The organism is Microbacterium sp. NPDC055521, assembly GCF_053619695.1.
Window position 1 is genome coordinate 16807 of sequence record NZ_JBSHJX010000004.1, and the last position, 25067, is coordinate 41873.

Genomic DNA, 25067 nt, shown 5'->3' on the forward strand with positions numbered 1-25067 from the left:
ACCCAGTGACCCTGCACTCGCTGGGCCCCTGAGCCTGCCGAAGGGTCAGCCCAGGATCTCCGCCGTCGTGCGCAGTGCGATCTGCGGCGGGTACAGCCCCATCACGTGCACTGCGGCGGCGTGGTTCTCGGCTGTCGATCCCGCGCAGGCGTCGGTCGCGACGGTGAGGTGCGCACCGGCATCCGCCCCGGCCAGCGCGGTCGACAGCACGCAGCAGTCGGTCGAGACGCCGGCGAGCACGACGTGCGCGCCGCGTCCGACGATCGCTTCCAGCTCACCGCCCCACTTGCCGAACGTCGGCAGGTCGAGAGTCGGGTGCGATGACAGACCGCGCGCCGCGGGCACGAGGTCGAACAGCTCGTCGCTGGGCGGCTGGTCGGCGAACGGCCACGCCGTGAAGTACTCGCCCCACGACGTGGTGCGGTCGGCGGTGGGCATCCATCGGGTCACCAGCACCTGCGCGCCGAACCCTTCGGCGAGACGCGCGATGTTCTGCATCGCCTCGGCGAAGAACGGCGACCCCCACTCTGATTCTGGCGAGGCGAAGATGTTCTGCGGGTCGATGACGACCAGCCACTGATCCGTCACGCCTGCTCCTGACGGCGGATCCGCCCGGCGCGCGCGAACCACGTGACGACGAAGGAGAGCACCAGGGCGACGAAGACGCCGAGGTTCGCATACGCCCACTCGCCGTCCTTTCCGCCGATGAGCGGCAGCAGGTAGCCCTGCCAGTTGTTCCACGCCGCATCCTCGGCGAACAGGTTGACGACCAGACCCCAGCCGATGATCGACGTGACGACCATGGTGCCGATCGAGGTCCAGTCCCACGCGCCGTAGCGGCCGTTCGAATCGAACAGCGCCGCCTCGTCGTAGTCGCGCCGGCGACGCAGGATGTCGGCGATGAGGATGCCCGCCCACGCGGCCAGCGGCACGCCGAGCGTGATGAGGAACGACTGGAACGGGCCGAGGAAGTCGGCGGCGAAGAACACGACGTAGATCGTGCCGAGGGTGAGGATGACGCCGTCGACCCCGGCGGCGGCCGGCCGGGCGATGCGGATGCCGAGGCTGATCAGCGTGAGTCCGGACGAGTAGATGCCGAGCACGGCCCCCGAGACGAGCGCGAGCACGGCGGTGAGCAGGAACGGCACGAGAACCCAGATCGGCAGGATGCTGGCGAGGGCGCCGATCGGGTCGGCGCCGACGGCATCCATCAGCTTCGGGTCGGAGCCACCGAGCAGCAGACCGAAGATGACCAGGATCACCGGCGCGACCGCGCCGCCGAAGGTGTTCCAGAAGACGATCGCGCCGTCGGACGCGGTGCGCTTCTGGTAGCGCGACCAGTCGGCGGCGATGTTGATCCAGCCCAGCCCGAACCCGGTCATGACCATGACCAGCGCGCCGATGACCGCGCCGACGCTCCCATCGGGGAGCGACATGACTGCGCCCAGGTCGATGCGGCTGCTCGCGAGGATGATGTAGAGGATCGTGACGGCGCCGGTGACCCAGGTCAGCACCGACTGCATCTTCATGATGGTGTGGTACCCGAGCACCGAGGCGACGACGACGAGCGCCGCGACGACGATGGTGGCGATGATCTTCAGGGCGACGCTGTCACCCGGACCGCCGAGCTGGGTGATGACGGTGGCCGTGGCGAGCACCGCCATGATCGCGAGGAACGTCTCCCAGCCGATCGAGGTCAGCCACGACACGATGCCGGGCACCTTCTGCCCGTGCACGCCGAACGCGGCGCGCGAGAGCACCATGGTCGGCGCCGAGCCCCGCTTGCCGGCGATCGCGATGAGCCCGCACAGCAAGAACGACACCACGATGCCGATGATCGACACGAGCGTCGCCTGCCAGAACGAGATGCCGAAGCCCAGCACGAACGAGCCGTAGCTCATGCCGAACACCGACACGTTGGCGGCGAACCACGGCCAGAACAGATCGCGCGGCTTCGCCGTGCGCTGCGACTCGGGGATGATCTCGATGCCCGCTCGTTCGATGAGCGCGGGCGACGTGGTATCGGTCATGCCCTCATCCTGGCACCGCCGTCGGCGCCTCGGGTGCAACAACGGGGCTCAGCGGCCGAGCAGCTCCGCGACGGCGTCGATCGCTCCGTCGGCGAGGCGGAAGTACGCCCAGGTGCCGCGCTTCTCGCGCTCGAGGAATCCGGCGGAGACGAGCACCCGAAGATGGTGCGAGACCGTCGGCTGGCTCAGGCCCAGAGGCTCGGTCAGATCGCACACGCACGCCTCGCCGTCGGCGTGCGCCGAGATCATCGAGATCAACCGCAGGCGAGCAGGGTCGGCCAGTGCTTTGAGCGAGGATGCCAGCGACTCGGCGTTCTCGCCCGAGATCGGCACCCGGGTGAGCGGCGCGCAGCAGGAGCGCAGATCGCGCAGGGGGATCAGCTCGGAAGTGGGCACGAATCGATTGTGGTTCATGTATTGACGAACGTCAATATATGCGCGACGATGGGGTCGCAAAACATTGATGAACATCGATGAATGGAGGTGCGAGATGGACGACTGCTGCGAGATCCTCGACGACGGAACCTGTGTCTCCGAGTGCTGCTGACAGCGTGCGATCCTCGCGGGCCGGCCTTCTCCGGCCGGCCCGCGGCGGCATCACGTAGGCTGACCACGCACCCCCGCACCCCGCCCTCAGGAGCTTCGATGACACACAGCGCGACCAGGCCCTCCGTCCTTTTCGTGTGCGTGCACAACGCGGGCCGCTCGCAGATGGCCGCAGGGTTCCTGCGCGATGTTGCGGGCGACCGCATCGAGGTGCGCTCCGCAGGCTCGATGCCGGCAGATCAGATCAACCCGGTCGCCGTAGAGGCGATGGGCGAGCTCGGGATCGACATCACGGCCGAGCAGCCCAAGGTGCTCACGCCCGAGGCTGTGCAGGCGTCGGACGTCGTGATCACGATGGGCTGCGGGGACGCCTGCCCGTTCTTCCCTGGTAAGCGCTATGAGGACTGGAAGCTCGACGACCCGGCGGGACAGGGCATCGACGCGGTCCGCCCGATCCGCGACGAGATCCGCTCACGCATCGAGAAGCTAGTCGCCGAACTGATCTGAGCGCCGGTCGGGCTCTGCCTCTCAGCCGGCGAAGAAGGCGCGCGCGACGCGCGACAGGTCGTACAGGTCGCTCACACCCGCGAGTTCACGTGCGGAGTGCATCGAGAGGATGGGGATGCCCACGTCGACCGTGCGGATGCCCAAGCGCGTCGCCGTGATCGGGCCGATCGTCGACCCGCACGGGACGGCGTTGTTCGACACGAACTCCTGCGAGGCGACGCCCGCCGACTCGCACCAGCGCGCCCAGGCCGCAGCCCCCACCGCGTCGGTGGCGTAGCGCTGGTTCGCGTTGATCTTCAGGATCGGGCCCGAGCCGAGCACCGGCTGCACGACCGGGTCGTGCTTGTGGGCATGGTTCGGGTGCACCGAGTGCCCGACATCGCTCGACAAGTGCCACGACGCGGCGAACGCGCGGCGCTGCTCGGTGGCGTCGGCGCCGAGCGACGCGTACACGCGCGCGAGCACGTCTTCGAGAAACGGGCCGGCCGCGCCCGAGCGCGACTCGGATCCGAGCTCCTCGTGGTCGAAGGCGGCGAGCACCGGGATCACCGGCTGGGCCGTTGACCCACCCGGGGCCGCTGAGCCTGCCGAAGCGCCGTCTGTCTCACCCTGGGCCGCTGAGCCTGCCGAAGCGCCGTCTGACTCACCCGGGGCCGCTGAGCCTGCCGAAGCGCCGTCTGTCTCGATCAGCGCGACCACTCCGGCGTGCACCGAGGCGAGATCGTCGAGGCGGCCGGATGCGAAGAACGCGTCGTCCTTGCCGAAGACGGCGCCGCGCGCGGCATCCGCCACCACCGCGTCGAAGCCGCGGATGTCGGCCGCGTCGACTCCTGCGGAGGCCGCCAGCTCGGCGAGGATGTCGGCGGATTCGGCATCCCCCAGCCCCCATACCGGCTGGGTGCCCGTCTGCCTGTCGAGCGCGAGGCCGTCGTTGACACCGCGGTCGAGGTGGATCGCGAGCTGCGGCAGGCGCAGCAGCGGGCCGGTCGCCGCGAGCACGACGCGACCGTCGGCGAGGGCGAGGCGCCCGGCGAGGCGGAGTTCGCGGTCGAGCCACGAGTTCAGCAGCGGTCCGCCGTACACCTCGACGGCGGCCTGCAGCCAGCCGCGGACACCCGTCGTGGGCTTGGGTTTGAGCTTGAAGCCGGGGGAATCGGTGTGCGCCCCGAGCACGTGCACGGGTGTGGTCGCCGCGGCATCCGTCGGCACCGACCAGGCGATCGCGGCGCCGTCGCGCACGACGACGAATCGCCCGCCCGCCTGTGCCGGCCACTCGGCGGTCTCGTCGAGGCGGGTGAAGCCGGCCTCTTCAAGACGACGCGCGACCTCTTCGGCAGCGTGGTAGCTCGACGGCGAGGCGGCGACGAAGTCGGCGAGATCGGCGGCATGCGTGTGGGCGGCGGAGACGGCAGGCATGGCTACGAGCCTAATCCGCCCGCCCCGATGCGGCCCGCCTGTCACGCATCCGGCAGGGGGTAGCGTCGTCGCAGCACCCAGCGCTGTCCGAGCGTCCAGGTGACGGTGACCACGAGGTAGAGGGCTGCGGCGAGCGGCACGAACGCCGCGAAAACCGCGGTGAGGTAGTGCAGCGCGTTCATCGCGCCGAGCACGCCAGGGGTCGCCAGCGGGCCCTCCGTCGGTACCTGCGGCCGGAACACGCGGCGGGTGATGTCGGCGACGACCACGATCACCACGAGCACGACCGCCCAGACGGCGGCGGTCTGCCCGTCGAGGCCCACCCCGACCGCCGCGATCAGCGAGTCGCCCAGCGGAGCCCCGAGCAGGTCGTGCGCCAGCAGCGCGTTCGGGTGGCCGGCGATCTCGGGGCGCAGGAACAGCGTGTACAGCACCCCGACGACGGCAGCCTGCACGATCAGCGGCAGGCAGCCGGCCAGCGGCGACGCCTGTTCGTCGCGGTACAGCGCCATGGTCTCGCGCTGCAGTCGCTCGCGGTCTCTGCCGTGGCGCTGCTGCAGAGCGCGCAGACGCGGAGCGAGTCGAGCGCGCAGCTGCTCGGCCCTGGCCTGGGAGATGCCGACGGGGATGAGCGCGGCGCGCACCCCGATGGTCACGAGCATCACCGCCAGCGCGGCAGACGCCGAGCCGGCAACGGGGTCGAGAACCCCGGAGAGCGAGAGCAGTGCCGAGTAGGCGGCGTCGAGAAGAAGGGTCAGTGGAGGAAAGGCGAAGATGTCCATGAACGTCCGTTCGCAGAGAGGGGGGTGGGCCGGAGGCCACGAGACCCGCCCCTCAGCGAGTGCGAGGACGGATCAGGCGGCGGGCGCTGCCCCCGGCGCTCGCGGACGAGGATGACCGTCGGCGTCCGGATCGCTCTGCGCGAGCAGCACAGACGCACCGATGGCGCGTTGCGGATACGGCGCCGAACGGACGCCGAACCGCGGTGTCAGCAGAGCGAGCGCGATCGCGAGCACGGTCGCCGCGACGAGAATCGCGGCGATGCCGAGCATGCCTCCGGCGGTCAGCCCAGGGGGGAGGGGCACGGCGCCGAGCGCCACGAGCAGCGTTCTCAGCAGCGTCCCGATCGCGTCGATCATCACCCCTCCTTCCGGCCCGACGGTACCACTCCATCCGGTCGCGGACATGCGAAGGGCGAGAGGACCGCCGTCCCCTCGCCCTTCTCACCCTCCGGGGGCTTCAGCCGTCCTTGACCTCCAGGTCACCGTGCTGCCCGTCGGCGTCGCCGTCCGCATAGTCGGGGCGCGCCGGCTGCGGCGGCTGGTCATCGAGCTCACCGCCCTCGCGACCGCCGAACGGACGACCGTGGTCGGCGAACTCTTCGCGGCCGAAGACGAGGATCCAGTCGGCGACGGTGAATCGCGCGCCGGTGCGCAAGATCTCGCTGCGGTCCCCGGCGATGCCCTCGGCCGGGTTCGCATTCATCAGGCCCTCGCCGTGCAGTGTCAGGACGTACTCGTCGCGCTCATCGTGCACGATCGTCGCGTGCACGGGGTCTGCGCCGGCGATCACGAGCGAGCACTCCGCGCCCGAGCCGATCGTGGTGCGCTCGTCGACGAGCTCGAGACGGCTTCGATCACCCTCCGGGCTCGTGATGCGCAGGTGCGGCTCCCCTGCCCCTCGCTCGGCGTGCGTGGTCGTGGGCTGCGCGCCGTCCGAGTTCGCGAGCTGATCGAGCTGGTCATCGACATCGGGTGCGCTGTGCGCGGGTGTCGTGCCGGCGGTCTGGTCGGTCATGTGATCCTCCTCTGTGGGGATGGGCTTCGGGCGGTCCGGGGCGGAGCCCGTGAACGGCGTCAGCGGGAGATGACTCCCACTGTCTCGCCGGTGGTCGACGGGGCGAGGTGCCGGGCGATGTCGGCCTGGCTGATCATGCCGACCAGGCGGTCGTCCTCCAGCACCGGGACACGGCGGATCCGGTGCTCGCGCATGAGTGCGAGAGTGCGGTCGATGTCATCGTCGGGGGAGACCATCACCGGCACCCCGGCGGCGAGCCGCCCGGCGTTCGTCGTCTCAGGGTCCAGCCCCGCCGCGATCGCCTTCACGACGATGTCGCGATCGGTGAGCATGCCCTTCAGGCGGCCGTCTTCTCCGCAGATCGGCAGGGCGCCGACATCCAGCTCGAGCATCCGCTCGGCGGCGATCGAGAGTGCGTCGTTCTCGCCGATGCACTGTGCGTTCGGTGTCATGATGTCTCGCGTCCGTGTCATGGTCGCGTTCCTTCCCGCCTCGGTGTTCGCCTGTCTCCATCAGTGATCTCGACCGTAGACAGACTGATTCGCGGCGGTAATGGGGTTGACAGCCTGCTGCCTGCTCGTCAACCCCGTTCTCTTTCCGCTGTGATCTGGCCAGCATCCGAGGTGGGGAGGGCCTGACGACAAGGAGAAGCGGATGTCGCAGCAGCACGAGTCGAGACAGGATGCTTTCGGCCCACGGGTCATGTTCTGGATGTGGATGGGCACGATCGTCGCCGGCTTCGCCGTCATGTTCGCCGTGGTCGGAAGCGGGCGATGATCATGAAGAGGTTCCTTCGCGACAACGGCTTGAGCCTGTTCTTCTTCGCACTCTTCGCCCTCGCTCTGCTCGGCCAATCGGTCGCCGGGCTGCTGCGCACGAACCAGGAGCTCGCCCAGCACGGACAGCCGCCCGAGACCTATCTCTCCTTCGTCCTCTCGAGTGATTTCGTCGTCGACGTCGCCGAGAACTGGCAGAGCGAATTCCTGCAGTTCCTGCTCTTCATCGCGGCCACCGTCTGGCTGGTTCAGCGCGGCTCACCCGAGTCGAAGAAGCCCGGCGACGAGGGTGTCGACACCGATGAGAATCAGATGGTCGGCGCGTACGCGCCTGCCGACGGCCCACGCTGGGCCCGGGTCGCAGGCCTGCGGCGCACGGTGTACGAGAACTCGCTGGTGCTCGTGATGGGCGCGATCTTCCTCGGCTCATGGCTGCTGCAGTCGCTGAGCGGGCTGGTGGTGATGAACGAGGAGAACGCGCAGCACGGCGAGCCCGCGATCGACTGGGCGCAGTACGTCGTGTCACCCGAGTTCTGGGACCGCACGCTGCAGAACTGGCAGAGCGAGTTCCTCGCGGTGGGGACGATGGTCGCCTTCTCGATCTTCCTCCGTCAGCGCGGTTCGGCGGAGTCGAAGCCCACCGGGCTGCCGCATACCGTCGCCGCTCAGGAGTCGGAGTGATCTCCCGAGCAGGAACGTTCAGCCCTCGAGGTGCTCCGGCAGCAGGCACAGCCCCCCGCTGCTGCTGGCGGAGTTCGCGAGAGCCATGATCCACGCGCTGCTGAGCTCGGGTGTCTCCGGTTGATCGAAGACGAAGCGCAGGGGGATGGACGGGTGCAACCAGATGGTCGACCGGCCGGTGGGGTTGAGATGCGGATGCTGCCACGACAGAGTGAACGATTCGTTGCGGCGCAGCTTCGTGGCGATGACGACCTTGAGGTGAGCGAGCGCACGGTCCTCGATCTCGATGGGATCCGGACTGGCGCCGTAGAAGAGCATGCCCATCTGACTAAGCTAACTGCAGGCGTTCGGGGGACGCCAGAGCAATGTCGGACGTCGGAGAGGTGCACTTCCTTGGGAAAGTTCGTTTATGAGGGCTCGGTCAAGACCGAGATCGAAGACCGCGCCCTGACCCACCTGCAGCTCGTGATGACGGCGAAGCTGCGCCGCGGTGAGCCCTTCCCGTTCAGCTGGCGCGAAGACGCCAGCGTCGGCGGCGGGCGCACCACCGTCTGGGTGCAGCCCAGCAGCTCGCTGGTGTTCAAGTACTTCGGCAGCCGTCAGCCGGCCATCAATCGCGCCTGGATCGAGGCGCTCGCCTACACGGCCAACACCCCGACCGGCCTGCACATGGTGCCCGAGCCGCCGGACGACCCGAACGCCGGCATCGAGGGCTGATCGCGCTGGCGTTGCACGGCGCCGATGCCAGGGTCAACCCCGTGTATCGGCATCCGCGGTCTGTCTAACCTGCTGTCCTCCGACGAGAGGACCGCAGACGATGACTCGCATCGGGTTCCACGCCTCCCATGAGCAGCACGCCCCGGGCAGGCTTCTCAGAGACATCGCCCACGCCGAGCGCATCGGGTTCGACGAGGCGATGTGCTCAGACCACCTCGCCCCCTGGCTGAAGGCGCAGGGGCAGTCCGGTCACGCGTGGTCGTGGCTCGGGGCGGCACTGGCTCTCACGCGCTTCCCGATCGGTGTGGTCACCGCTCCCGGTCAGCGCTACCACCCGGTCATCACCGCGCAGGCACTGGCCACCCTGGCCGAGATGTTCCCGGATCGCGCGTGGGCGGCGCTCGGCAGCGGTGAGGCGCTCAACGAGCACGTCACCGGCGACGAGTGGCCCCCCAAAGAGCAGCGTGACGAGAGACTGCACGCCGCGGCGGACGTGATGCGTCGCTTGCTGTCCGGCGAGCAGGTCGACGCAGACGGCCCGGTGCGCGTGCACGAGGCGAAGCTCTGGTCGCTGCCCGAGACGCCGCCGCCGCTGCTGGCCGCGGGGATCAGCACCCGAACGGCCGCCCAGGTCGCGGCATGGGCCGACGGCCTGATCACCGTCGGCGCAGACCCGGAGGCGACGGCGCAGACGGTGACGGCGTATTGGGATGCGGGAGGCCGAGGCGACGTGCTGCTGCAGATCCACATCAGTCTCGAGGACACCGACGAGCAGGCCCTGGCCGCCGCGCGCGAGCAGTGGGCGCAGGCGACGGTGCCGCCCCAGCTGATGTGGGAGCTGAGCGACCCGGAGGAGTTCGAGGCGCACGCCGACCCCACTGACGAGAAGCTGCGAGCCGCCGTGGTGGTCGGATCCGACGCCGCCGACGTCGCCGACCGGATCGCCGCCGCCGCATCCGGATTCGACCGGGTGTTCCTGCACCAGGTCGGTCGTGATCAGCGCGGATTCCTCGACCGGTGCGAACGGGAGCTGCTGCCACTGCTGAGGGAGCGGCTGTGAACCCGGCCGACACGAGCGATCTGTGGTGGCGCACGGCGGTCTTCTACTGCCTCGACGTCGAGACGTTCCAGGACTCCGATGGCGACGGGCACGGCGACTTCGCCGGGCTCACCAGGCGGATTGACGACCTCGACGCGCTCGGGGTCACGTGCATATGGCTCATGCCGTTCCAGCCCACGCCCGAGCGCGATGACGGCTATGACATCTCCGACTTCTACAGCGTCGACGCCCGCTTCGGTGACCTCGGACGCGTGGTCGAGGCCATCCGGGTCGCCCACGACCGCGGCATCCGGGTCGTCATCGATCTCGTGATCAACCACACCTCCGACCGCCACCCGTGGTTCGTCTCGGCGCGGCGTTCGCGCACCTCGAGGTTCCGCGACTACTACGTGTGGCGCGACACGCCGCCGCGCAAGAAGGAGAAGCTCGTGTTCCCCGGCGAGGAGACGAGCATGTGGGAGTACGACGAACGCACCGAGCAGTACTTCCGGCACAGCTTCTATCGCCACCAGCCCGATCTGAACTTCGCGAACCCCGAAGTGCGCGCCGAGGTCGCGCGCATCATCGGGTTCTGGCTCAAGCTCGGCGTCGACGGGTTCCGCGTCGACGCAGTGCCCTTCCTCATCACCGGTGAGGGGGTCGCCGACGAGCAGGACCCTCATGCCTTCCTGCGCGAGCTGCGTCGCTTCGTCAGCAGGCGGGAGGCCTCGGCGATGCTGCTCGGCGAGGTGGGGCTCCCGCACCAGGAGCAGCTCGCCTACTTCGGCGACCAGGGCAGCGAGCTCGACCTGCAGTTCGACTTCCTCACCACGGCGAAGCTGTTCCTGGCGCTGGGCAGACAGCAGGCGACGCCGCTCGCGGAAGCGCTCGCGGCGCGTCCGACAGTGGATGCCAGGCACGGATGGGCGATCTTCCTGCGTCACCACGATGAGCTCAATCTCGGACTGCTCGACGACGCCGAGAAGGAGGAGGTGTTCGACACGTTCGCCCCCGATCCCGATCAGCGGGTGTACGACCGCGGCATCGTGCGACGCCTGGCACCGATGCTCGAGTCGGATCCCCGCCGGCTGCGCCTGGCGTACAGCCTGCTGTTCTCCCTGCCGGGGGCGCCGATGATCTTCTACGGCGAGGAGATCGGGATGGGCGAGCTGAGCGTGGAGCTGGGGCGCGGTGCCGTTCGCGGACCGATGCAGTGGGACGCGGGACCGCTCGGCGGATTCACCACCTCGAAGCCGTCGAAGCTGCGCAGGCCCATCGCCGACGGTGCATACGCGCCCGCGCACGTGAACGTGCACGATCAGAGACGCGATCCGGAATCGCTGTGGTCGTTCGTCGCAATGCTGGCGAGCCGCTACCGTTCCACGCCCGAGATCGCGTGGGGTGAGGTGCGAGTGCAGGATGCCGGTGATCCGCGGGTGCTCGTGCACCAGGCGACCTACGGAGACGCCGCATTCATCGCCGTCCACAACTTCTCGGCCGAGCCGGTGACCGCGCGCCTCGAGCCTCTCGACGAGGGATGCGCGGCCACCGTGCTGCTCGAGAATCGTGGCAGCGCACCCCAGGGCGAGCACACCGAGCAGCTGCTCGACGGCTACGGGTTCCGCTGGTTCCGGGTGTCGCCCGACGCTGAGTCGGTCGCCTGAGCGCTCTCCTCGTGTACCTCGCCCGAGGGTGCCTCGGTGCGCAGATCCGTGGGCGCGTCACCTGAGTGGAGCTGTTCGTCACCCTCGGCGAGGTCGCCCTGGCCGTCTTCGCCCAACTCGGCGTCGAGAGGCACGTCGCCCTGCGAGTCGGGCTGCAGGTCCGGTCGGCCCGCGACAGCGGCATCCGTCGCCGGGACCTCGGTGGTGGAGTCGTCGTCGGGAATGAGGGAATCGCTGCTCATGGTGCAGTCCTTTCGTCGTGGACACCCAGCGTGCGCGATCCAGGGTGGTCGCAGCACGCCCCTTGACAGCATCCGGCCGAGCCCGCCCTCGCGCCTGCGACGGGCGTCGCAAGACTGTCAACCCCCTGGCCGGAACGAGCGCGCCGGGAGAGGGTGAGCAGACTGGCAGAGGTGCCGGCACTCCCCACCCCAACTTCAGAGAGGCGCACGATGAGCGACAACACCCCAGATCCTCGCCACCAGCACCACGACGAGAAGTTCCCTCCTCAGCAGCAGACTCAGCCCGGCCTCACAGACGAGACCGGGCCCACCCCCGACCACGGCGAGTCGTCGTATCAGGGTCATGACCGGCTGGCGGGCCGTCGCGCGCTCATCACGGGCGGCGACTCCGGCATCGGCCGCGCGGTCGCCATCGCGTTCGCCCGGGAGGGTGCGGATGTCGCGATCGTGCACCTGCCGGAGGAGCAGAAGGATGCCGATGACACGATCGCGCTGGTCACCGACGCTGGACGTCAGGGACTGAGCATCGCCGGCGACCTGCGTGATGAGCAGTTCGCCGAGGAAGCGGTCGCACGTGCTCGAGAGATTCTGGGCGGCCTCGACATCGTGGTGCTCAACGCGGCGTACCAGCACGACGTCGACGGCTTCGAGTCGCTGAAGACCGACGAGATGCGTCGGGTGTTCGACACCAACATCCTCGGAACCCTGTTCACGGCGCGCGCAGCGTACCCGCACCTCGAGGACGGCGCGAGCATCATCGTGACCGCGTCGATCCAGGCCTACGACCCATCGCCGGGCCTCATCGACTACGCCATGACGAAGGCCGCTCAGGTGGCATTCGTGAAGGCGCTCGCAGCAGAAGCGGGCGAGCGCGGAGTTCGCGTGAACGCCGTCGCACCGGGGCCCATCTGGACCCCGCTCATCCCCGCCACCGGTTGGGACGACACGAAGGTCGAGCAGTTCGGCAGCGACACCCCGCTGGGCAGGGCCGGTCAGCCGGCCGAGCTCGCCGGGGCGTACGTGTACCTCGCCGCTGCCGAGTCTTCGTACACCTCGGGCACGGTGCTCGCGGTGACAGGAGGTAAGGCGCTATGACTGTCATGCTCGATGACCCGATACCAGCCACCCCTCACGGGGACTGGGAGCTCACGCCACTGGGCCGCAACAGCTGGCGCATCTGCGACCCCGCGCGGCGGCATGCCGACGCGGACTGCCTGATCGCGTATGTCGACCGCTCGCCGACCGGCGTGCTCGACGTGCTCTGGCTGCGCACGCCGTGCCCGAGGACGACGCGGTTCCAAAGCTTCGCGCAGCTGTTCGAGGCGCTCGACCTCGCGGTCGCCAACGCATCGAACCGGGCGCAGAAGCCCTCGCCCATCCCGGGGCGGCGGCCGCTGCGCGGCTGAAACACGTTCACGGCGCGGGCGTAGCCTCGAAGCATGAGTGATCTGCGGGAACTGCTCGGCATCCGGCATCCGGTCGTCCTCGCGCCCTACGGCGGCCTCTCGTCGATCGAGCTGACCGCGGCGGTGAGCGATGCCGGCGGTCTCGGCTCGTACGGACTCTACGGGTACGACGCCGCGCGGATCGGCGAGACCGCCGCGGCACTGCGCGCCGCCACCCCGGCACCCTTCGCGCTGAACATCTGGCTGCCGACCGGCGACGAGGCCGAGCCCAGCGCCGAGCACGACGGATACGCCGCCGCGCTCGCCGACTTCTTCGACGAGGTCGGCATCGACCCTCCCGCACGCCCCGACCGGTACCTGCCGAGCCTCGACGAGCAGCTCGACGCGATCTGGCAGGCGGCCCCGGCCGTGCTGAGCGTGGTCTTCGGCGTGCCGTCGGGCGCGATCGTCGACGAGGCGCACAGCAGAGGCATCCGGCTCATCGGCACCGCGACGACCGTCGCCGAGGCGCGCGCCCTCGAGGCTGCGGGTGTGGACGCCATCGTCGCCACCGGTGCAGAGGCCGCCGGACATCGGGTGTCGTTCCTGAAGCCCGCCGAGGAGTCGCTGGTCGGGCTCGTCTCGCTGGTGCCGCAGGTGACGGATGCCGTGCGCGTGCCTGTCGTCGCCGCCGGCGGCATCGCCGATCGGCGCGGCGTCGCGGCCGCATTCGCGTTGGGTGCGTCGGGCGTGCAGGTCGGCACATCGTTCCTCGTCACCGCCGAGTCGGCGGCGAACGACGCGCACCGCGCGGCGATCCGCTCGACGGCCGCCGACGAGAGCGTGCTCACCCGCGCGATGAGCGGCCGGCTGTCGCGAGGCGCGGCGAATCGCGCGGTGCGCGAGATCGAGGCATCCGGAGTCGTCGCACCGTTCCCCGCACAGAACTGGCTGACCGGACGCTTCCGAGCGATCGCCGGTCAACGCGGCATTGGCGAGCTGCAGTCGCTGTGGCTCGGCCAATCGGCGCCCCTGTCGCGAGGTCGCACGGCGGCGGAGGTGTTCGCCGAGCTGGTGGCGGGGCTGCCCGGCTGACCCCGACCGGCGGGGTGTGCTCGAGGGTCAGAGGATGACGGTCGAGCGGCCGTGCACGATGACACGGTCCTCGGTGTGCCACTTCACCGCGCGAGCGAGGACATACCTCTCGACATCGGCACCGCGCCGCTGCAGTTCCGCAGCAGACTCCGCGTGCGTGACGCGCGTGACGTCCTGCTCGATGATCGGGCCCTCGTCGAGGTCTGCGGTCGCGTAGTGCGCGGTCGCGCCGATCAGCTTCACGCCGCGATCCTTGGCCCGCGCATACGGGTTGGCGCCGATGAACGCCGGCAGGAAAGAGTGGTGGATGTTGATCACCGGGGCTCCGAGGCGCTCGATGAAGTCGTCGGTGAGGATCTGCATGTACCGGGCCAGCACGACCAGGTCGACGTTGCCCTGCAGCAGCTCGAGCTGGCGGGCCTCCATCGCGTCCTTGTCGCCTGAGGGGATGTGCATGAACGGCACGCCGAACGAGCGCACCGACCCGGCGAGGTCGGGATGGTTCGAGATCACCATGGTCACATCGATGTCGAGCTCGCCGCGCTGCGTGCGCCAGAGCAGCTCCAGCAGGCAGTGGTCGTACTTCGATACGAAGATCGCCACGCGCTTGCGCTTCGACGTGTCGTGCAGCGACCATTCCATGCCGAAGCGGTCGGCGACCTCGGCGATCGACGCCTCGAGCTCGGGACGCTTGGCCGAGAGCCCCTCGAGATGGATGACGGTGCGCTGGAAGAACCGGCCGCCCTCCTCGTCGGTGGAGTGCTGATCAAGGGAGATGATGTTCGCCCCGTGCGCGGCCAGCACTCCGGCGACAGCCGCGACGATTCCCGGCTGGTCGTCGCAGGCGATGAGAAGGCGTGCGGTGTCGGTGTGCGGCATGGATGCTCCTGAACTGGGGTGTCTGTCGATTCTGCCCGCATCCTGCAGGCCGCGCCCAATCGTTACCCTTGTCGGATGGGTGCGACTCAGGAGCTGCTGCGGGATGCGCGGTCGCGCCTGGTCGGCGTGCCGCGCGAGTCTCTCGGCCGCGAGCGCACCTCGCGGTGGCGTGCCGATCGGATCGTCCCGGCGGGTTCCGCCTGGCATCTCGGGGTGCTGCTGCTCACCGATGAAGGCGTGCTGTCGACCGCCGAGATCCTGCGCGCGGCCGACCCCGTGCGCCGGGGATATCCGGCCGAATCCGCGCGAGCCAGAGCGGAGCGGCGGGCGCAGGCGCGCAGGGGCGGCTTCGCCGAAGGCGAGGTCGTGCACGTGGGCTGGCAGGTGCTCGACGTCGCGGCCGTGGATGCCGGCGGGGAGTCCGGACCTCTCGCCCTGCTCGACGGGGTGCCGGGCGTGCGCTGGTCGCCGGGCGGCGCGCTCGTGCCGTTGCGCGGGTACCTCGACGAGCGGATCGCCCTCGCCCTCGGCCCCTGATCCGACCTGGGTCCGTGAGCCTGCCGAAGGGACGGGCTCAGCCTCGTATCAGTCCAGGGAACCGCCGCAGCAGGTCCTCGCCTTCGACCGATGCATCGAGCACGGCGCGCTCGGTGCTCTCGTACTCGCGCGGGTCGAAGTAGCCGGATGCCCGGTACACGGCCATCCGATCGGCGAAGTCCTGCGGTGACGCCTCAGGGTGGAACTGCGTGGCGTACAGCCGGTCGCCGACGCGGTAGGCCTGCACGGTGCACGCGTCGTTCGTGGCCAGCAGCACCGCGCCGGGAGGGGTCTCGCGTGCCGACTCCTTGTGCGCGGTGAACACCGACATGCTCGGAGCGCTCGGGCCGAACAGCCGATCCGCCATCCCGGCATCGGTGAGATGCACTGTGGCCGCGCCGGCCTGCTCGGGCTGAGCGGTGTGCACACTGCCGCCCAGCATCCGCGTCACGACCCCGATGCCGTAGCAGGTGAACAGCGCGGTCGCGGCACCGTCGAGCACGCGTTTCGCGATGCGCTCGAGGTCGTGCTCGACCGCCCTCTGGTGCTCGCCCTTCTCGGCATCCGTCACATTGAACGGCGACCCGCCGATGACGAATCCCTCGTACTGCTGCCACTCCACCGTTTCGAGAGAGGCGTGCAGCAGATCGATGCGGTCGAGTGCCGCCAGGCCCAGCCCCCGACGGAACGACCGGTGCTCGGCATCTGCCGCGCTCCGTTCAGGTCGAACGCAGACGTACAGCACCGAGGACATGCGCCGAGTCTATTGGCCGGGATACCGCCGGCCGCGCTGACGACTCAGCGCGACGAGTTCGCGGTGCGTCCGCGCACGATGCCGACGAATGCCTCGACGTCGGGTGTCGTCGCCGCGCGCGGCCACGCCAGGGCGACCGTCGAGGTGCGTCCGCCGAGGAGCGGGCGGTAGTCGACGTCCTTGCGGTGGTGCAGCCGGGCGAGCGACATCGGCACGACCAGGATGCCGACGCCCGAGGCGACGGTCGCGACGGCGTCTTCGGTGGAGGCGATCGTCGGGAACGACGGCGCCTGCGTGGGCAGATCGAGCGGGCCGAGCACGTCGTCGCCCGGGGTGATCAGGACCTGCCCGGCGAGGTCGTCCGCGGTGAGCCGATCGGTCGCCATCAGGAAGGAATCGACGGGTGACACGACCACGGGAATCTCGTCGTAGAGCGGGATCACGTGGAGGTGCTCGCGGTCGTCGAGCGGCAGGCGCACCAGAGCGGCATCCAGGTCGTCGACGGCCGCACGCTGACCGGCGACCGTGATGGGCACGAGCTCGATGTCGACGTGCGGCATCCGCCCTTTCCAGGCATCCACCCACTTGCCCGGGGTGGCGCCGGGGATCACGCCGAGGCGGAACACGCGCGGTGTCTCATCGATCGGAGGGGTGGGTGCGGGCTGCGGCGAGGGGCGCGGAGTGCGCTTCTGCGCCGGCCTCTGCGTCTTCGCGGGGCGCGGCCGCCCGCCCTTCGGAGCGCGGCGACGGTCGTTCTTCACCGGTTCAGCGTACCCGCCGCGTCGCCGGCGCGTCGCGGTGGCCGGTGCGCCGGCCCGACGAGGACGGCCGGTCGCCTGCGCGATCAGCGCTGCGGACGGATCACCACGCAGCAGCGTCCCGCGTGTGGCTCGCCGAACGCACGCAGATGGTCGCAGTGCAGGCCGTCGAGCACGCCGCGAAGCAGCGACAGATTGGCGGAGCAGACCAGCTCGGTGTGCTCCCGGGCGAGGGAGTCGAACGGGCAGTTCGAGAGGATGACGGCGTCGCCGCCGGCGGCGCCATCGGCTTCGCGTCGCGGTTCGAAGCCCTGCGCGGTCAGCACGGCCGTGAGTCGGTCGACCTCGTCACGATCGTCGGCGTCTGCGGCAGACCCGGCGATCGAGCGGCCCTCGTCGTGCGAGACCTGGTCGAGGGCATCCCGCAACGGCATCCCCGCGTCGGCACGCTCGATCGCGCCGGCGAGCACGTGCCCGACCAGGTCGTAGCGGCGCTCGGGCAGCGAGATGCTCACCGTGCGGCCGGCTCGCCGGTACAGCTTCGATGGGCGGCCGGCGCCTGGGCCCGCGCGGCCGCTCAGTCGTCGGAACTCGGTCTCGAGAAGTCCCGCCTCGACGAGCTTGTCGAGATGGAAGCGTGCCATGTGCGCCGGCACGCCGACAGCGGTGGCGGCCGCTTCGCGGGTGACCGCGTCGGGCTGGCTGACGACGTGCTCGTAGAGCGCCCGCCGCGTCTCATCGGCGAGAGCCCCGATGCTCGACGCCCGTGCGGAGATGTCCATGATGCCTCTCTGAGAGCAGAGCTTCTTCTCTGTGGAAGCTCTCACTTCTAATTTTAGCAATAACCTCATTTAGAAAGGATGCTCCAGGATGAGCGTTCGAAGCGGGGCAGGGGTACGGCTGGCAGCAGCGGAGGCGCTGAGCCGATCGCCCGTCCGCACGGCCGTCGAAGGCGAAGACGTACGAGCATGCGAGAGCCCGCCGGCCGATGCGACCGCGCGGGCTCTTCATGTGAGGGTCTCAGGCTGCCAGCCAGAGACCCTTCCGGTCGGTGATGATCGTGAGACCAGGGGCGACGCTCTCGTCGTGCCCGATGCGCGTGCCCCGTGAGACGTGCGCACCCGCGCCGATCTCGGTGCGGACGCCGATCCATGCACCGTCGCCGACGGCTGCGCCCGCGCCGATGTGCGCGTGCGCGTCGATCCGCGCGTTCTCGCCGATCACGGCATCCGGCTCCACCCAGGCGCCGCGCGCGACCCGCGCTCCGGCGCCCACTCGAGCGCCGGGTTCGACATAGGCACCGGCCTCGATGAGAGCCTTCGGGTGCACCTTCGCGCCATGCGCGACGAGCCCGCGGCCGTTGACGTGCTTGCGGTATCGCAGGGTGGCGCCCTGGTCGTCCTCGATATCGATGTAGTTCTTGCCCACGTTTCCTCCCGTGTTCCGGAGTCTTCCGGATATATCTACAACCAGGAGGGGGCTTGATTCATTCCCCGGGAGGGATTAGCTCACCGCTGACAGCTCGGGCACCAGAACGTGACGCGCTCGCGCGTCGGGTCGGCCCCCAGTTCGCCCTTGCGGATCGGCGTGCCGCAGCGTCGGCACGAGCGCCCCGCGCGCCCGTATACCCAGTCGGTGAAGCCGCGTCTGGCGTCGCCGGTGAAGGTGCGATCCATCCGGTCGCGGTTCGCCCGGATCGTCCGCACACCGAGGTCCAGCAGGGCGGCGACATCGACCTCGGGCGCCGGCGTCTCGGGCAGGATGCCGCGCAGGAACAGCAGTTCAGCCGCGTACTCGTTGCCGAATCCGGCGACGTTGCGCTGGTCGAGAAGGGCGACGTGTATCGGTCGTGCGTCGGCGGCGAGGCGTCGGATGGCCTCGTCGAGATCCCACTCCTCGGAGAGCGGATCTGGTCCGAGGTGGTCGACCAGCTCACCCTCGCTGCGGGTGGGCACGAGCTTCACCTCGGCGATGTCGACCCCCACGGCTTCGTGCTCGGCGGTGCCCACGATCGCACGCACCTTGAACGCGGGATGACGCCACTTCTCGCCGGGGCGGTACGTGAACCATGCGCCGTCCATGCGCAGATGGGAATGCAGGGTGAACTCGCCGATCCGCATCAGCAGATGCTTGCCGCGGGGGACGACATCGTGCACGATCTGCCCGGTGAGGTCTGCAGTCGCGAGCCGCGGCACGCGCAGGTCGAACCGCGTCAACTCCTGATCGCGCAGCGCGGTGTCGAGGCGACGAGCCGCGCGATAGATCGTGTCGCCCTCAGGCATGACGCTCCACCGTCGACGAGCGTTCGCGCAGCAGGTCACGCGCCAGCACGGTGGCGCCGGCGACCGCCGTCGGCATGACGAACACGGCCCCGAGCGGCACCATGAAGCACAGCTGCGTGGCGGCGCCGAACCCGAGCAGGCGTGCGCGACGTGCTGCGAACAGCCGCGAGCGCTCGACGGACGGGACGTCGCGGGCGTTCAGCGCCCGGCCGGTGAGCTCGCGGGCGAGCAGGCGTCCGGTCAGCAGCACGCTCGAGACGGCGGCGAGCGGGGCGCCGACGAGCGGGAGGAAGCCGATCGCGAGGGCCAGCAGAGCGACGAGCGCACCGAGCGCGATCAGGCGGATGCTCTCACCGAGCGCCACGAGGAATCCGCCGTCCCCCTCGGGCACGTCGCCGCCGAGGTCTGTCTCGATCGCGCGCCAGATCCGCTGGTAGAACGGGTCTCCGATCAGCAGCGTGAGCGCGGTGAACGTCACGCTCGCCAACGCCAGCACAGCGATCGCCGCGACCACTCCCAGGGCGGTGCGCAGGGCATCCCGCCAGAACGGTGCCCACGCGTCGGCGAACGGCGTCGCCCACGCGGTGATGCCGCCGAGGTTCAGCAGCAGCGGGATGATCGCGGCGGCCAGCAGGGCGAGCGCGATGAGACCGGGCACCAGGCCGACCGCCATCAGCCCCGGGCGTCGCCGCCAGTATCCGAAGCCGCGTCCGAGGTAGCGGATGCCGGTGCCGAACTCGCTGACCATGGGTGAAGTCAATCAGACGACCTTGCGCAGCGTGTAGCCGCGCGGCGTCGCCACGAACCCGGCCTCTTGCAGGGCGAGCGCGAACGGCGTGCCGTAGACGCCCTCGCCGTTGATCTTCTCGACGGTGAGCGTCTCGAGCCGGCGCGCCCTCGAGGTGGCGGCCAGGTCGGCGGCGGCGGCTCTCAGCACGTCGCGGTCGTCGTCGAAGGCGAGTACCGTGCGCCCGCCCCGCTCGAGGTACAACACGAGCTCGCCGTCGACGAGCACGACCAGACCGCCGGCCTTCCGGCCGGGGCGGTGCGACACCGTCTCCAGACGCGGCCAGGCGAGCGCGGCGCCATACGGATTGGCCGGGTCGGTGGCGGCGAGGGTGACCGCGTTGCGCGGCGGCGGATCGGCGAGGCCCGCGAAGGTGCGCAGGCGGTCGACGGTGGTGGACGCCGCGAACTGGGCCGCACCGAGCTTCTCGATCACGTATCCGCGGCGGCAGTGGCCGGCCTCCTCGAACCCCGCGAGCACGCGGTACACCTGCGCGAAGCCGCCGGGGACGCCCTCCGCCTGCACAGCCCCGCGAGTGACGACGCCGTAGCGATCGAGCAGCAGCCCCGCGGTCACGGTGGCGCGGCGCGCGGCATCCGGATCGGTCTCCGGCAGCACCGCCCAGCGGCCACCGGCACCGGCGGTCGACGGCTGGGCGCTCGGACGCGCGAGCGAGATGCCGCGGTACGTGCGGGTGCGCGGGGCGCGCCGCGCGGTCTTGTGCGCCTGCGACCCACCCGCGATGAGCGCACGGACGGGAGCGAAGGTGTCGTTCGTGATGTGCCCCTGCCAGGCCAGCGACCACAGCGCCTCGAGCACCGCCTGCTGGTTCTCGGCGCCGGTCATCGCCTTCAGCGCGCCGGCGAACGACGCACCGCTGAGGCGCAGCACATCGAGCACCTTCTCTTCGAGAGAGCCGGCCGCCGGCACCTCCTCCGGCATCGGAAGGGTGAACGGCGCGAGGTCGGCGGGGTGCAGCGAGACCCAGCCGTCGCGACCGGGCAGCGATCCGTGGCCTGCCCACACGACCTCGCCGGCGGCGGTGAGCTCGTCGAGCAGGGCGGGCGAGTAGTCGCGCACCCTGCCGGGCAGAACGAGCGACTCCCAAGCGCTGGCGGGGATCGGCACACCGGCGAACTGCTCGATCACGCTGAGCACGCCGTCGACGCCCTCCGTCGGGCGCGTAAGATGCTGCCAGTCGGGCAGGAACCGCGCGTACGCCTGTGGACTGACCGGCTCGACACTGCCGCGAATCGCCGCGAGTGAGCGCATCCGCAGACGGCGCAGCACCTCGGCGTCGCACCACTCCTTCGACCCGTCGGCTGCGGCTGACGCGGCGGGCAGGAAGAACCCGCTCGTGAGCCGCCCGGCCGACTCGAGGCGCTGGAGCGTGTGCCGCGCGACCGCCGCGCCGATGCCGAAGCGAGCGGCGACGTCGCCTGTGGTGAACGGACCGTGCGTGCGCGCATGGCGCGACACGAGGTCGCCCAGCGGATCGGCCACTGGCTCGAGGAAGGCGACCGGGATGCCCGTGGGAAGTGCGACACCGAGCGCGTCGCGCAGGCGGCCGGCGTCTTCGATCACGGTGAACCGCGAGCGGCCGGCGATGGTGACGGGAATGACGCGGCGGGCGGTGACGAGCTCGGCGAGCAGGGCGGCAGCATCGACTGCCGTCACCGATGCGGGATGTGGGGACGACGGGGCCGAGGCATCCGTGCCCGGCGCTGCCGATCCCGTCCCCTCGGTGGCAGTGCCCGTCCCCGAGCCCGTCGAGGTGCCCTCGAGCCGGAGCGCCACCTCCTCGGCATCCAGCGGCCCGAGCATGCGCAGCAGGTCTGCGACGCCCTCCACGCCGCGCACCCGGCGCTGCGGGTCGAGCCGCTGCGCCTCGCGCTCGAACTGCGCGATGACGTCGGGGTCGAGCAGCTCGCGCATCTCGACCGTGCCGAGAAGCTCTCCGAGAAGCGCCGGATCGACCGACAGCGCCGCGGCACGCCGCTCTGCCAGCGGGGAGTCGCCCTCGTACATGAACGCGCCGACGTACCCGAACAGCAGATCGCGCGCGTAGGGGGAGGGCTGTGCGGGCTCGGTCTCGACCAGCCGGATGCGACGCTCGGCGATGTCGGTGATCAGCCGTCGCAGCGACGGCAGGTCGTAGACGTCCTGCAGCACCTCGCGCAGCGTCTCGAGGATCACGGGGAAGGTCGGATGCCGCCGTGCGACTTCGAGCAGCTGCGCCGAGCGCTGGCGCTGCTGCCACAGCGGCGTGCGCTTGTTGGGATTCATCCGCGGCATCAGCAGGGCGCGGGCCGCGCACTCCCGGAACCGGGAGGCGAACAGCGCCGACCCGCCCACCTCGGCGGTCACGATCTGCTCCAGTTCGTCGGCGTCGAAGACGAACAGGTCTGCACCGGGTGGCTGCGCATCGGCATCCGGGATCCGCACGATGATCCCGTCGTCGCTCGCCACGGCCGACCCCTCGACGCCGAGGCGCTCGCGCACCCGCGCGTTCAGGGCCAGCGCCCACGGCGCGTGCACCTTCATGCCGTACGGGGAATGCAGGATGATCCGCCAGTCGCCGACCTCGTCACGGCCCCGCTCGACCGTGAGCGTGCGGTCGGTCGGCAGGGTTCCCGTCGCCTCGCGCTGCTCGGTCAGATATCCCATGAGGTTGTCGCGGGCGCGCTCGTCGAGGCCCGCGTCGATGAGACGCTGCTGCGCCTTCGCAGGTGCGGCGGTCGAGACCTCGCGCGAGAACCGGCCGAGGGCTTCACCGAGCTCGAAGGGGCGGCCGATGCCGTCGCCATGCCAGAACGGCACCTTGCCCGGCTGGCCGTACGCCGGCAGCACGTTGACCCGGTCGTGGGTGATCTCGGCGATGCGCCAGCTGGTCGTGCCGAGGGTGAAGACGTCGCCCACGCGCGACTCGTAGACCATCTCCTCGTCGAGCTCGCCGACCCGAGCCCCCGTGGTCTCGCCGGCGACGAACACGCCGAACAGCCCGCGGTCGGGGATGGTGCCGCCGCTGGTGACGGCGATGCGCTGGGCTCCCGGCCGGCCGGTCAGGGTGCCGGCATCGCGATCCCAGACGACCCGCGGGCGCAGTTCGGCGAACTCGTCCGACGGGTACTTGCCGGCGAGCAGGTCGAGGGTCGCCTCGTACGCCGAGCGGGGGAGCGTCTGGAACGGCGCGCTGCGCCGCACGGTCTCGAACCATTCCTCGACCGAGATCGCCTCGAGGGCGCAGGCGGCGACGGTCTGCTGCGCGAGGATGTCGAGCGGGTTGCGCGGCACGGCGATCGCCTCGATCTGCCCGGCGAGCATCCGCTCAGTGACGATCGCGGTGTGCAGCACGTCGCCGCGGTGCTTGGGGAACAGCGATGCCCGGCTGATCTCACCGACCTGGTGGCCGGCGCGGCCGACGCGCTGCAGACCGGACGCTGCGGACGGCGGCGCCTCGACCTGGATGACCATATCGACGGCGCCCATGTCGATGCCGAGCTCGAGGCTGCTCGTCGCGACGACGCAGCGCAGCGCGCCCGACTTCAGCTCGTCTTCGACGATCGCCCGCTGCTCTTTCGACACCGACCCGTGATGGGCCTTCGCGAGAACCGGCTCCGCACCTGCGGTGGCGCCTGCCTGCGCCATCATCGCGGCGGGAGGGGCTGAGCTCTCCGGCACCGGCATCCCGATGCGCTCGGCGTAGATCTCATTGAGTCGGCCCGTGAGGCGCTCGGCCAGGCGGCGGGAGTTCGCGAACACGATGGTCGAACGGTTCTCGAGCACCCTGTCGACGATCGCCTCCTCGACGTGCGGCCACACCGATCCGGTGATCTCGGTGTACTCGGCCGGCTCGCCGTTGTGACCCCCTGAACCTGTCGAAGGGCCGGGCGGTGGGGGAGGATTGCGCATGTCGTCGATCGGCACCACCACACCGAGCTCGAAGGTCTTCACGGCGCGGGGGGCGACGATGTCGACCGGAGCGGACCCGCCGAGGAATCGGGCGACCTCGTCGATCGGTCGCACGGTCGCCGACAGGCCGATCCGCTGCGCCGGCGTCTCCGCGCCCCGGGCGGTACGCAGCGCGTCGAGGCGTTCAAGACTGACCGCCAGGTGCGCCCCGCGCTTGGTGGCGGCCACGGCGTGCACCTCGTCGATGATCACGGTGTGCACGTTCTGCAGCGTCTCACCGGCGCGGCTGGTGAGCATGAGATACAGCGACTCGGGGGTCGTGATGAGGATGTCGGGCGGGTCGCTGACGAGCTTGCGCCGATCGCTCGAGGTCGTGTCGCCTGAGCGCACCCCCACGGTGATCTCGGGGGCGGGCACGCCCAGGCGTCGCGCCGACTGCCCGATCCCGATCAGCGGTGAGCGCAGGTTGCGCTCGACGTCGACGCCCAGAGCCTTCAGGGGCGAGATGTAGAGCACGCGGGTGCGCGAAGCGCGCTGCTCGGCATCCGGTGTCGCGGCCGCACCGGCCGCCCGCTCGCGGAATACGCGGTCGATCGCCCAGAGAAACGCCGACAGCGTCTTGCCCGACCCGGTCGGCGCGACGACAAGGGCGTTTCGTCCGGCGGAGATCGCGTCCCACGCGCCGGCCTGCGCGGGCGTGGGCGCGTCGAACGCCCCGCGGAACCAGTCCTGCGTCGCGGGCGTGAATCTGTCGAGCACATCGCTCATCCCTCCATGATGGGCCAGGCCCCCGACACTGCACCTGTGCCTTGCTCTCGACAACGTCGGAGGGGTAGGGGATGCTGGCGCCATGGCGCACACGACGAACTACACGAACACGTTCATCGAGGTCAGCGAGGACTGCCCGGCCGCGTACGGGGTCGAGCCGCCGATCGCCGAGAACCTGTCGATCGCCGCCCTGCACTACCGCCTGCTCAGCGAAGAGCCGTACACCCGCACGTCCGATGACGTGCTGTTCGAGACGCACGCGCTGCGCAAGGGCATCGATCCGGGCGATGCGGATGCCAGGGCCGAGTTCTTCTCGAAGGGGCAGGCCTGCCTGCGCGCATCACCACTCGGCAAGCGCTACGGCTGGGGCACTCATCACGACGAGCACGGCCGCGTCGCGATGTTCCCGCGCGACTCCGAGGAGTACGCCGCGCTCGCCGCCGACCCGGCGATCGCCCACACGCGCGCCATGCGCTCCAGTCGGAAGGCGTAGGA

At 70.2% G+C, this 25067-nt stretch carries 29 protein-coding genes; 11 read left to right on the plus strand and 18 right to left on the minus strand.

Annotated features, from left to right (window positions below; genetic code table 11):
- Positions 1-45 precede the first annotated feature (45 nt).
- The 3 genes from ACWGSM_RS05250 to ACWGSM_RS05260 are packed head-to-tail and all read right to left on the minus strand — an operon-like array spanning position 46 to position 2426.
- On the minus strand, positions 46-588 hold the full coding sequence (locus tag ACWGSM_RS05250; protein ID WP_452321910.1) for a cysteine hydrolase family protein: 543 nt from the start codon (positions 586-588) through the stop codon (positions 46-48).
- Positions 585-2030, minus strand: a complete 1446-nt coding sequence (locus tag ACWGSM_RS05255; protein WP_452321911.1) for a purine-cytosine permease family protein — start codon at positions 2028-2030, stop codon at positions 585-587. Before ACWGSM_RS05255 ends, ACWGSM_RS05250 begins: the two co-directional genes overlap by 4 nt.
- Before the next feature lie 48 nt (positions 2031-2078).
- Positions 2079-2426, minus strand: coding sequence for an ArsR/SmtB family transcription factor (locus tag ACWGSM_RS05260; protein WP_452321912.1), 348 nt, complete (start codon positions 2424-2426; stop codon positions 2079-2081).
- 249 nt (positions 2427-2675) lie between these two features.
- Between ACWGSM_RS05260 and ACWGSM_RS05265 the strand changes: the two genes are divergently transcribed.
- The gene (locus ACWGSM_RS05265; RefSeq protein ID WP_452321913.1) at positions 2676-3083 is read left to right on the plus strand and encodes an arsenate reductase ArsC; all 408 of its coding nucleotides are present in this window, start codon (positions 2676-2678) and stop codon (positions 3081-3083) included.
- 21 nt (positions 3084-3104) lie between these two features.
- Here the strand turns inward: ACWGSM_RS05265 and ACWGSM_RS05270 are convergent, their stop codons facing one another.
- From ACWGSM_RS05270 to ACWGSM_RS05290, 5 genes are all read right to left on the minus strand, one after another.
- Positions 3105-4499, minus strand: a complete 1395-nt coding sequence (locus ACWGSM_RS05270; protein ID WP_452321914.1) for a M18 family aminopeptidase — start codon at positions 4497-4499, stop codon at positions 3105-3107.
- A gap of 41 nt (positions 4500-4540) precedes the next feature.
- Positions 4541-5281: a YidC/Oxa1 family membrane protein insertase gene (locus tag ACWGSM_RS05275; protein ID WP_452321915.1), complete on the minus strand. Its 741-nt coding sequence runs from the start codon at positions 5279-5281 to the stop codon at positions 4541-4543.
- Positions 5282-5353: 72 nt separating this feature from the next.
- The gene (locus ACWGSM_RS05280; protein WP_452321916.1) at positions 5354-5638 is read right to left on the minus strand and encodes a DUF6412 domain-containing protein; all 285 of its coding nucleotides are present in this window, start codon (positions 5636-5638) and stop codon (positions 5354-5356) included.
- A gap of 100 nt (positions 5639-5738) precedes the next feature.
- Entirely contained in the window at positions 5739-6296 is a 558-nt protein-coding gene (locus ACWGSM_RS05285; RefSeq protein WP_071641609.1) for an FHA domain-containing protein, read from the minus strand.
- 59 nt (positions 6297-6355) lie between these two features.
- Positions 6356-6769, minus strand: a complete 414-nt coding sequence (locus ACWGSM_RS05290; RefSeq protein WP_452321917.1) for a CBS domain-containing protein — start codon at positions 6767-6769, stop codon at positions 6356-6358.
- A 181-nt stretch (positions 6770-6950) separates the two neighbouring features.
- Here ACWGSM_RS05290 and ACWGSM_RS05295 point away from each other — a divergent pair, with 181 nt between their 5' ends.
- Positions 6951-7073, plus strand: coding sequence for a hypothetical protein (locus tag ACWGSM_RS05295; protein ID WP_256221014.1), 123 nt, complete (start codon positions 6951-6953; stop codon positions 7071-7073).
- A 2-nt stretch (positions 7074-7075) separates the two neighbouring features.
- Positions 7076-7753, plus strand: a complete 678-nt coding sequence (locus ACWGSM_RS05300) for a DUF6766 family protein (RefSeq protein WP_071641810.1) — start codon at positions 7076-7078, stop codon at positions 7751-7753.
- A gap of 18 nt (positions 7754-7771) precedes the next feature.
- Here ACWGSM_RS05300 and ACWGSM_RS05305 read toward each other — a convergent pair whose 3' ends face one another.
- Complete coding sequence (locus ACWGSM_RS05305; protein ID WP_071641605.1) at positions 7772-8077, minus strand: DUF7882 family protein; 306 nt, start codon at positions 8075-8077, stop codon at positions 7772-7774.
- A gap of 69 nt (positions 8078-8146) precedes the next feature.
- Here ACWGSM_RS05305 and ACWGSM_RS05310 point away from each other — a divergent pair, with 69 nt between their 5' ends.
- From ACWGSM_RS05310 to ACWGSM_RS05320, 3 genes are all read left to right on the plus strand, one after another.
- A complete protein-coding gene (locus ACWGSM_RS05310; RefSeq protein ID WP_071641600.1) occupies positions 8147-8470 on the plus strand; it encodes a DUF7882 family protein in 324 nt (107 codons plus the stop codon).
- 100 nt (positions 8471-8570) lie between these two features.
- The gene (locus tag ACWGSM_RS05315) at positions 8571-9530 is read left to right on the plus strand and encodes a TIGR03885 family FMN-dependent LLM class oxidoreductase (protein WP_452321918.1); all 960 of its coding nucleotides are present in this window, start codon (positions 8571-8573) and stop codon (positions 9528-9530) included.
- Positions 9527-11173 carry an alpha-amylase family protein gene (locus ACWGSM_RS05320; RefSeq protein WP_452321919.1) on the plus strand — a complete coding sequence of 549 codons (1647 nt, stop codon included), beginning with the start codon at positions 9527-9529 and terminating at the stop codon, positions 11171-11173. Before ACWGSM_RS05315 ends, ACWGSM_RS05320 begins: the two co-directional genes overlap by 4 nt.
- Here ACWGSM_RS05320 and ACWGSM_RS05325 read toward each other — a convergent pair.
- Positions 11122-11415, minus strand: coding sequence for a hypothetical protein (locus ACWGSM_RS05325; RefSeq protein ID WP_452321920.1), 294 nt, complete (start codon positions 11413-11415; stop codon positions 11122-11124). The two genes, ACWGSM_RS05320 and ACWGSM_RS05325, sit on opposite strands and share 52 nt — an antisense overlap.
- Before the next feature lie 210 nt (positions 11416-11625).
- Here ACWGSM_RS05325 and ACWGSM_RS05330 point away from each other — a divergent pair, with 210 nt between their 5' ends.
- From ACWGSM_RS05330 to ACWGSM_RS05340, 3 genes are read left to right on the plus strand one after another with little or no spacing between them, the layout of a single operon-like run.
- A complete protein-coding gene (locus ACWGSM_RS05330; RefSeq protein WP_452321921.1) occupies positions 11626-12510 on the plus strand; it encodes an SDR family oxidoreductase in 885 nt (294 codons plus the stop codon).
- The gene (locus tag ACWGSM_RS05335) at positions 12507-12821 is read left to right on the plus strand and encodes a hypothetical protein (RefSeq protein WP_452321922.1); all 315 of its coding nucleotides are present in this window, start codon (positions 12507-12509) and stop codon (positions 12819-12821) included. Before ACWGSM_RS05330 ends, ACWGSM_RS05335 begins: the two co-directional genes overlap by 4 nt.
- 33 nt (positions 12822-12854) lie before the next feature.
- Complete coding sequence (locus tag ACWGSM_RS05340; protein ID WP_452321923.1) at positions 12855-13895, plus strand: NAD(P)H-dependent flavin oxidoreductase; 1041 nt, start codon at positions 12855-12857, stop codon at positions 13893-13895.
- A gap of 27 nt (positions 13896-13922) precedes the next feature.
- On the opposite strand, the gene purU is transcribed toward ACWGSM_RS05340, so the two are convergent.
- On the minus strand, positions 13923-14774 hold the full coding sequence (purU, locus tag ACWGSM_RS05345) for a formyltetrahydrofolate deformylase (RefSeq protein ID WP_452321924.1): 852 nt from the start codon (positions 14772-14774) through the stop codon (positions 13923-13925).
- 75 nt (positions 14775-14849) lie between these two features.
- On the opposite strand from purU, the gene ACWGSM_RS05350 reads away from it, so the two are divergent.
- Positions 14850-15311, plus strand: a complete 462-nt coding sequence (locus ACWGSM_RS05350; RefSeq protein ID WP_452321925.1) for a glutaminase — start codon at positions 14850-14852, stop codon at positions 15309-15311.
- Between the two features lie 37 nt (positions 15312-15348).
- Here the strand turns inward: ACWGSM_RS05350 and ACWGSM_RS05355 are convergent, their stop codons facing one another.
- The 7 genes from ACWGSM_RS05355 to ACWGSM_RS05385 all read right to left on the minus strand — a co-directional run bounded on the left by ACWGSM_RS05355 (position 15349) and on the right by ACWGSM_RS05385 (position 24572).
- Positions 15349-16065: a glutamine amidotransferase-related protein gene (locus ACWGSM_RS05355; RefSeq protein ID WP_452321926.1), complete on the minus strand. Its 717-nt coding sequence runs from the start codon at positions 16063-16065 to the stop codon at positions 15349-15351.
- 44 nt (positions 16066-16109) lie between these two features.
- Positions 16110-16826, minus strand: a complete 717-nt coding sequence (locus tag ACWGSM_RS05360; protein WP_452321927.1) for a LysR substrate-binding domain-containing protein — start codon at positions 16824-16826, stop codon at positions 16110-16112.
- 83 nt (positions 16827-16909) lie between these two features.
- Entirely contained in the window at positions 16910-17605 is a 696-nt protein-coding gene (locus ACWGSM_RS05365; RefSeq protein WP_452321928.1) for a helix-turn-helix transcriptional regulator, read from the minus strand.
- A 238-nt stretch (positions 17606-17843) separates the two neighbouring features.
- Positions 17844-18251, minus strand: a complete 408-nt coding sequence (locus ACWGSM_RS05370; protein ID WP_452321929.1) for a transferase — start codon at positions 18249-18251, stop codon at positions 17844-17846.
- Between the two features lie 80 nt (positions 18252-18331).
- Positions 18332-19105, minus strand: coding sequence for a DNA-formamidopyrimidine glycosylase family protein (locus tag ACWGSM_RS05375; protein ID WP_452321930.1), 774 nt, complete (start codon positions 19103-19105; stop codon positions 18332-18334).
- A complete protein-coding gene (locus ACWGSM_RS05380) occupies positions 19098-19853 on the minus strand; it encodes an EI24 domain-containing protein (RefSeq protein ID WP_452321931.1) in 756 nt (251 codons plus the stop codon). The genes ACWGSM_RS05375 and ACWGSM_RS05380 overlap by 8 nt, the downstream gene beginning before the upstream one ends.
- Positions 19854-19865: 12 nt before the next feature.
- On the minus strand, positions 19866-24572 hold the full coding sequence (locus ACWGSM_RS05385; RefSeq protein WP_452321932.1) for an Lhr family ATP-dependent helicase: 4707 nt from the start codon (positions 24570-24572) through the stop codon (positions 19866-19868).
- Positions 24573-24654: 82 nt separating this feature from the next.
- Here ACWGSM_RS05385 and ACWGSM_RS05390 point away from each other — a divergent pair, with 82 nt between their 5' ends.
- Complete coding sequence (locus ACWGSM_RS05390; RefSeq protein WP_452321933.1) at positions 24655-25065, plus strand: DUF6157 family protein; 411 nt, start codon at positions 24655-24657, stop codon at positions 25063-25065.
- Positions 25066-25067 lie beyond the last annotated feature (2 nt).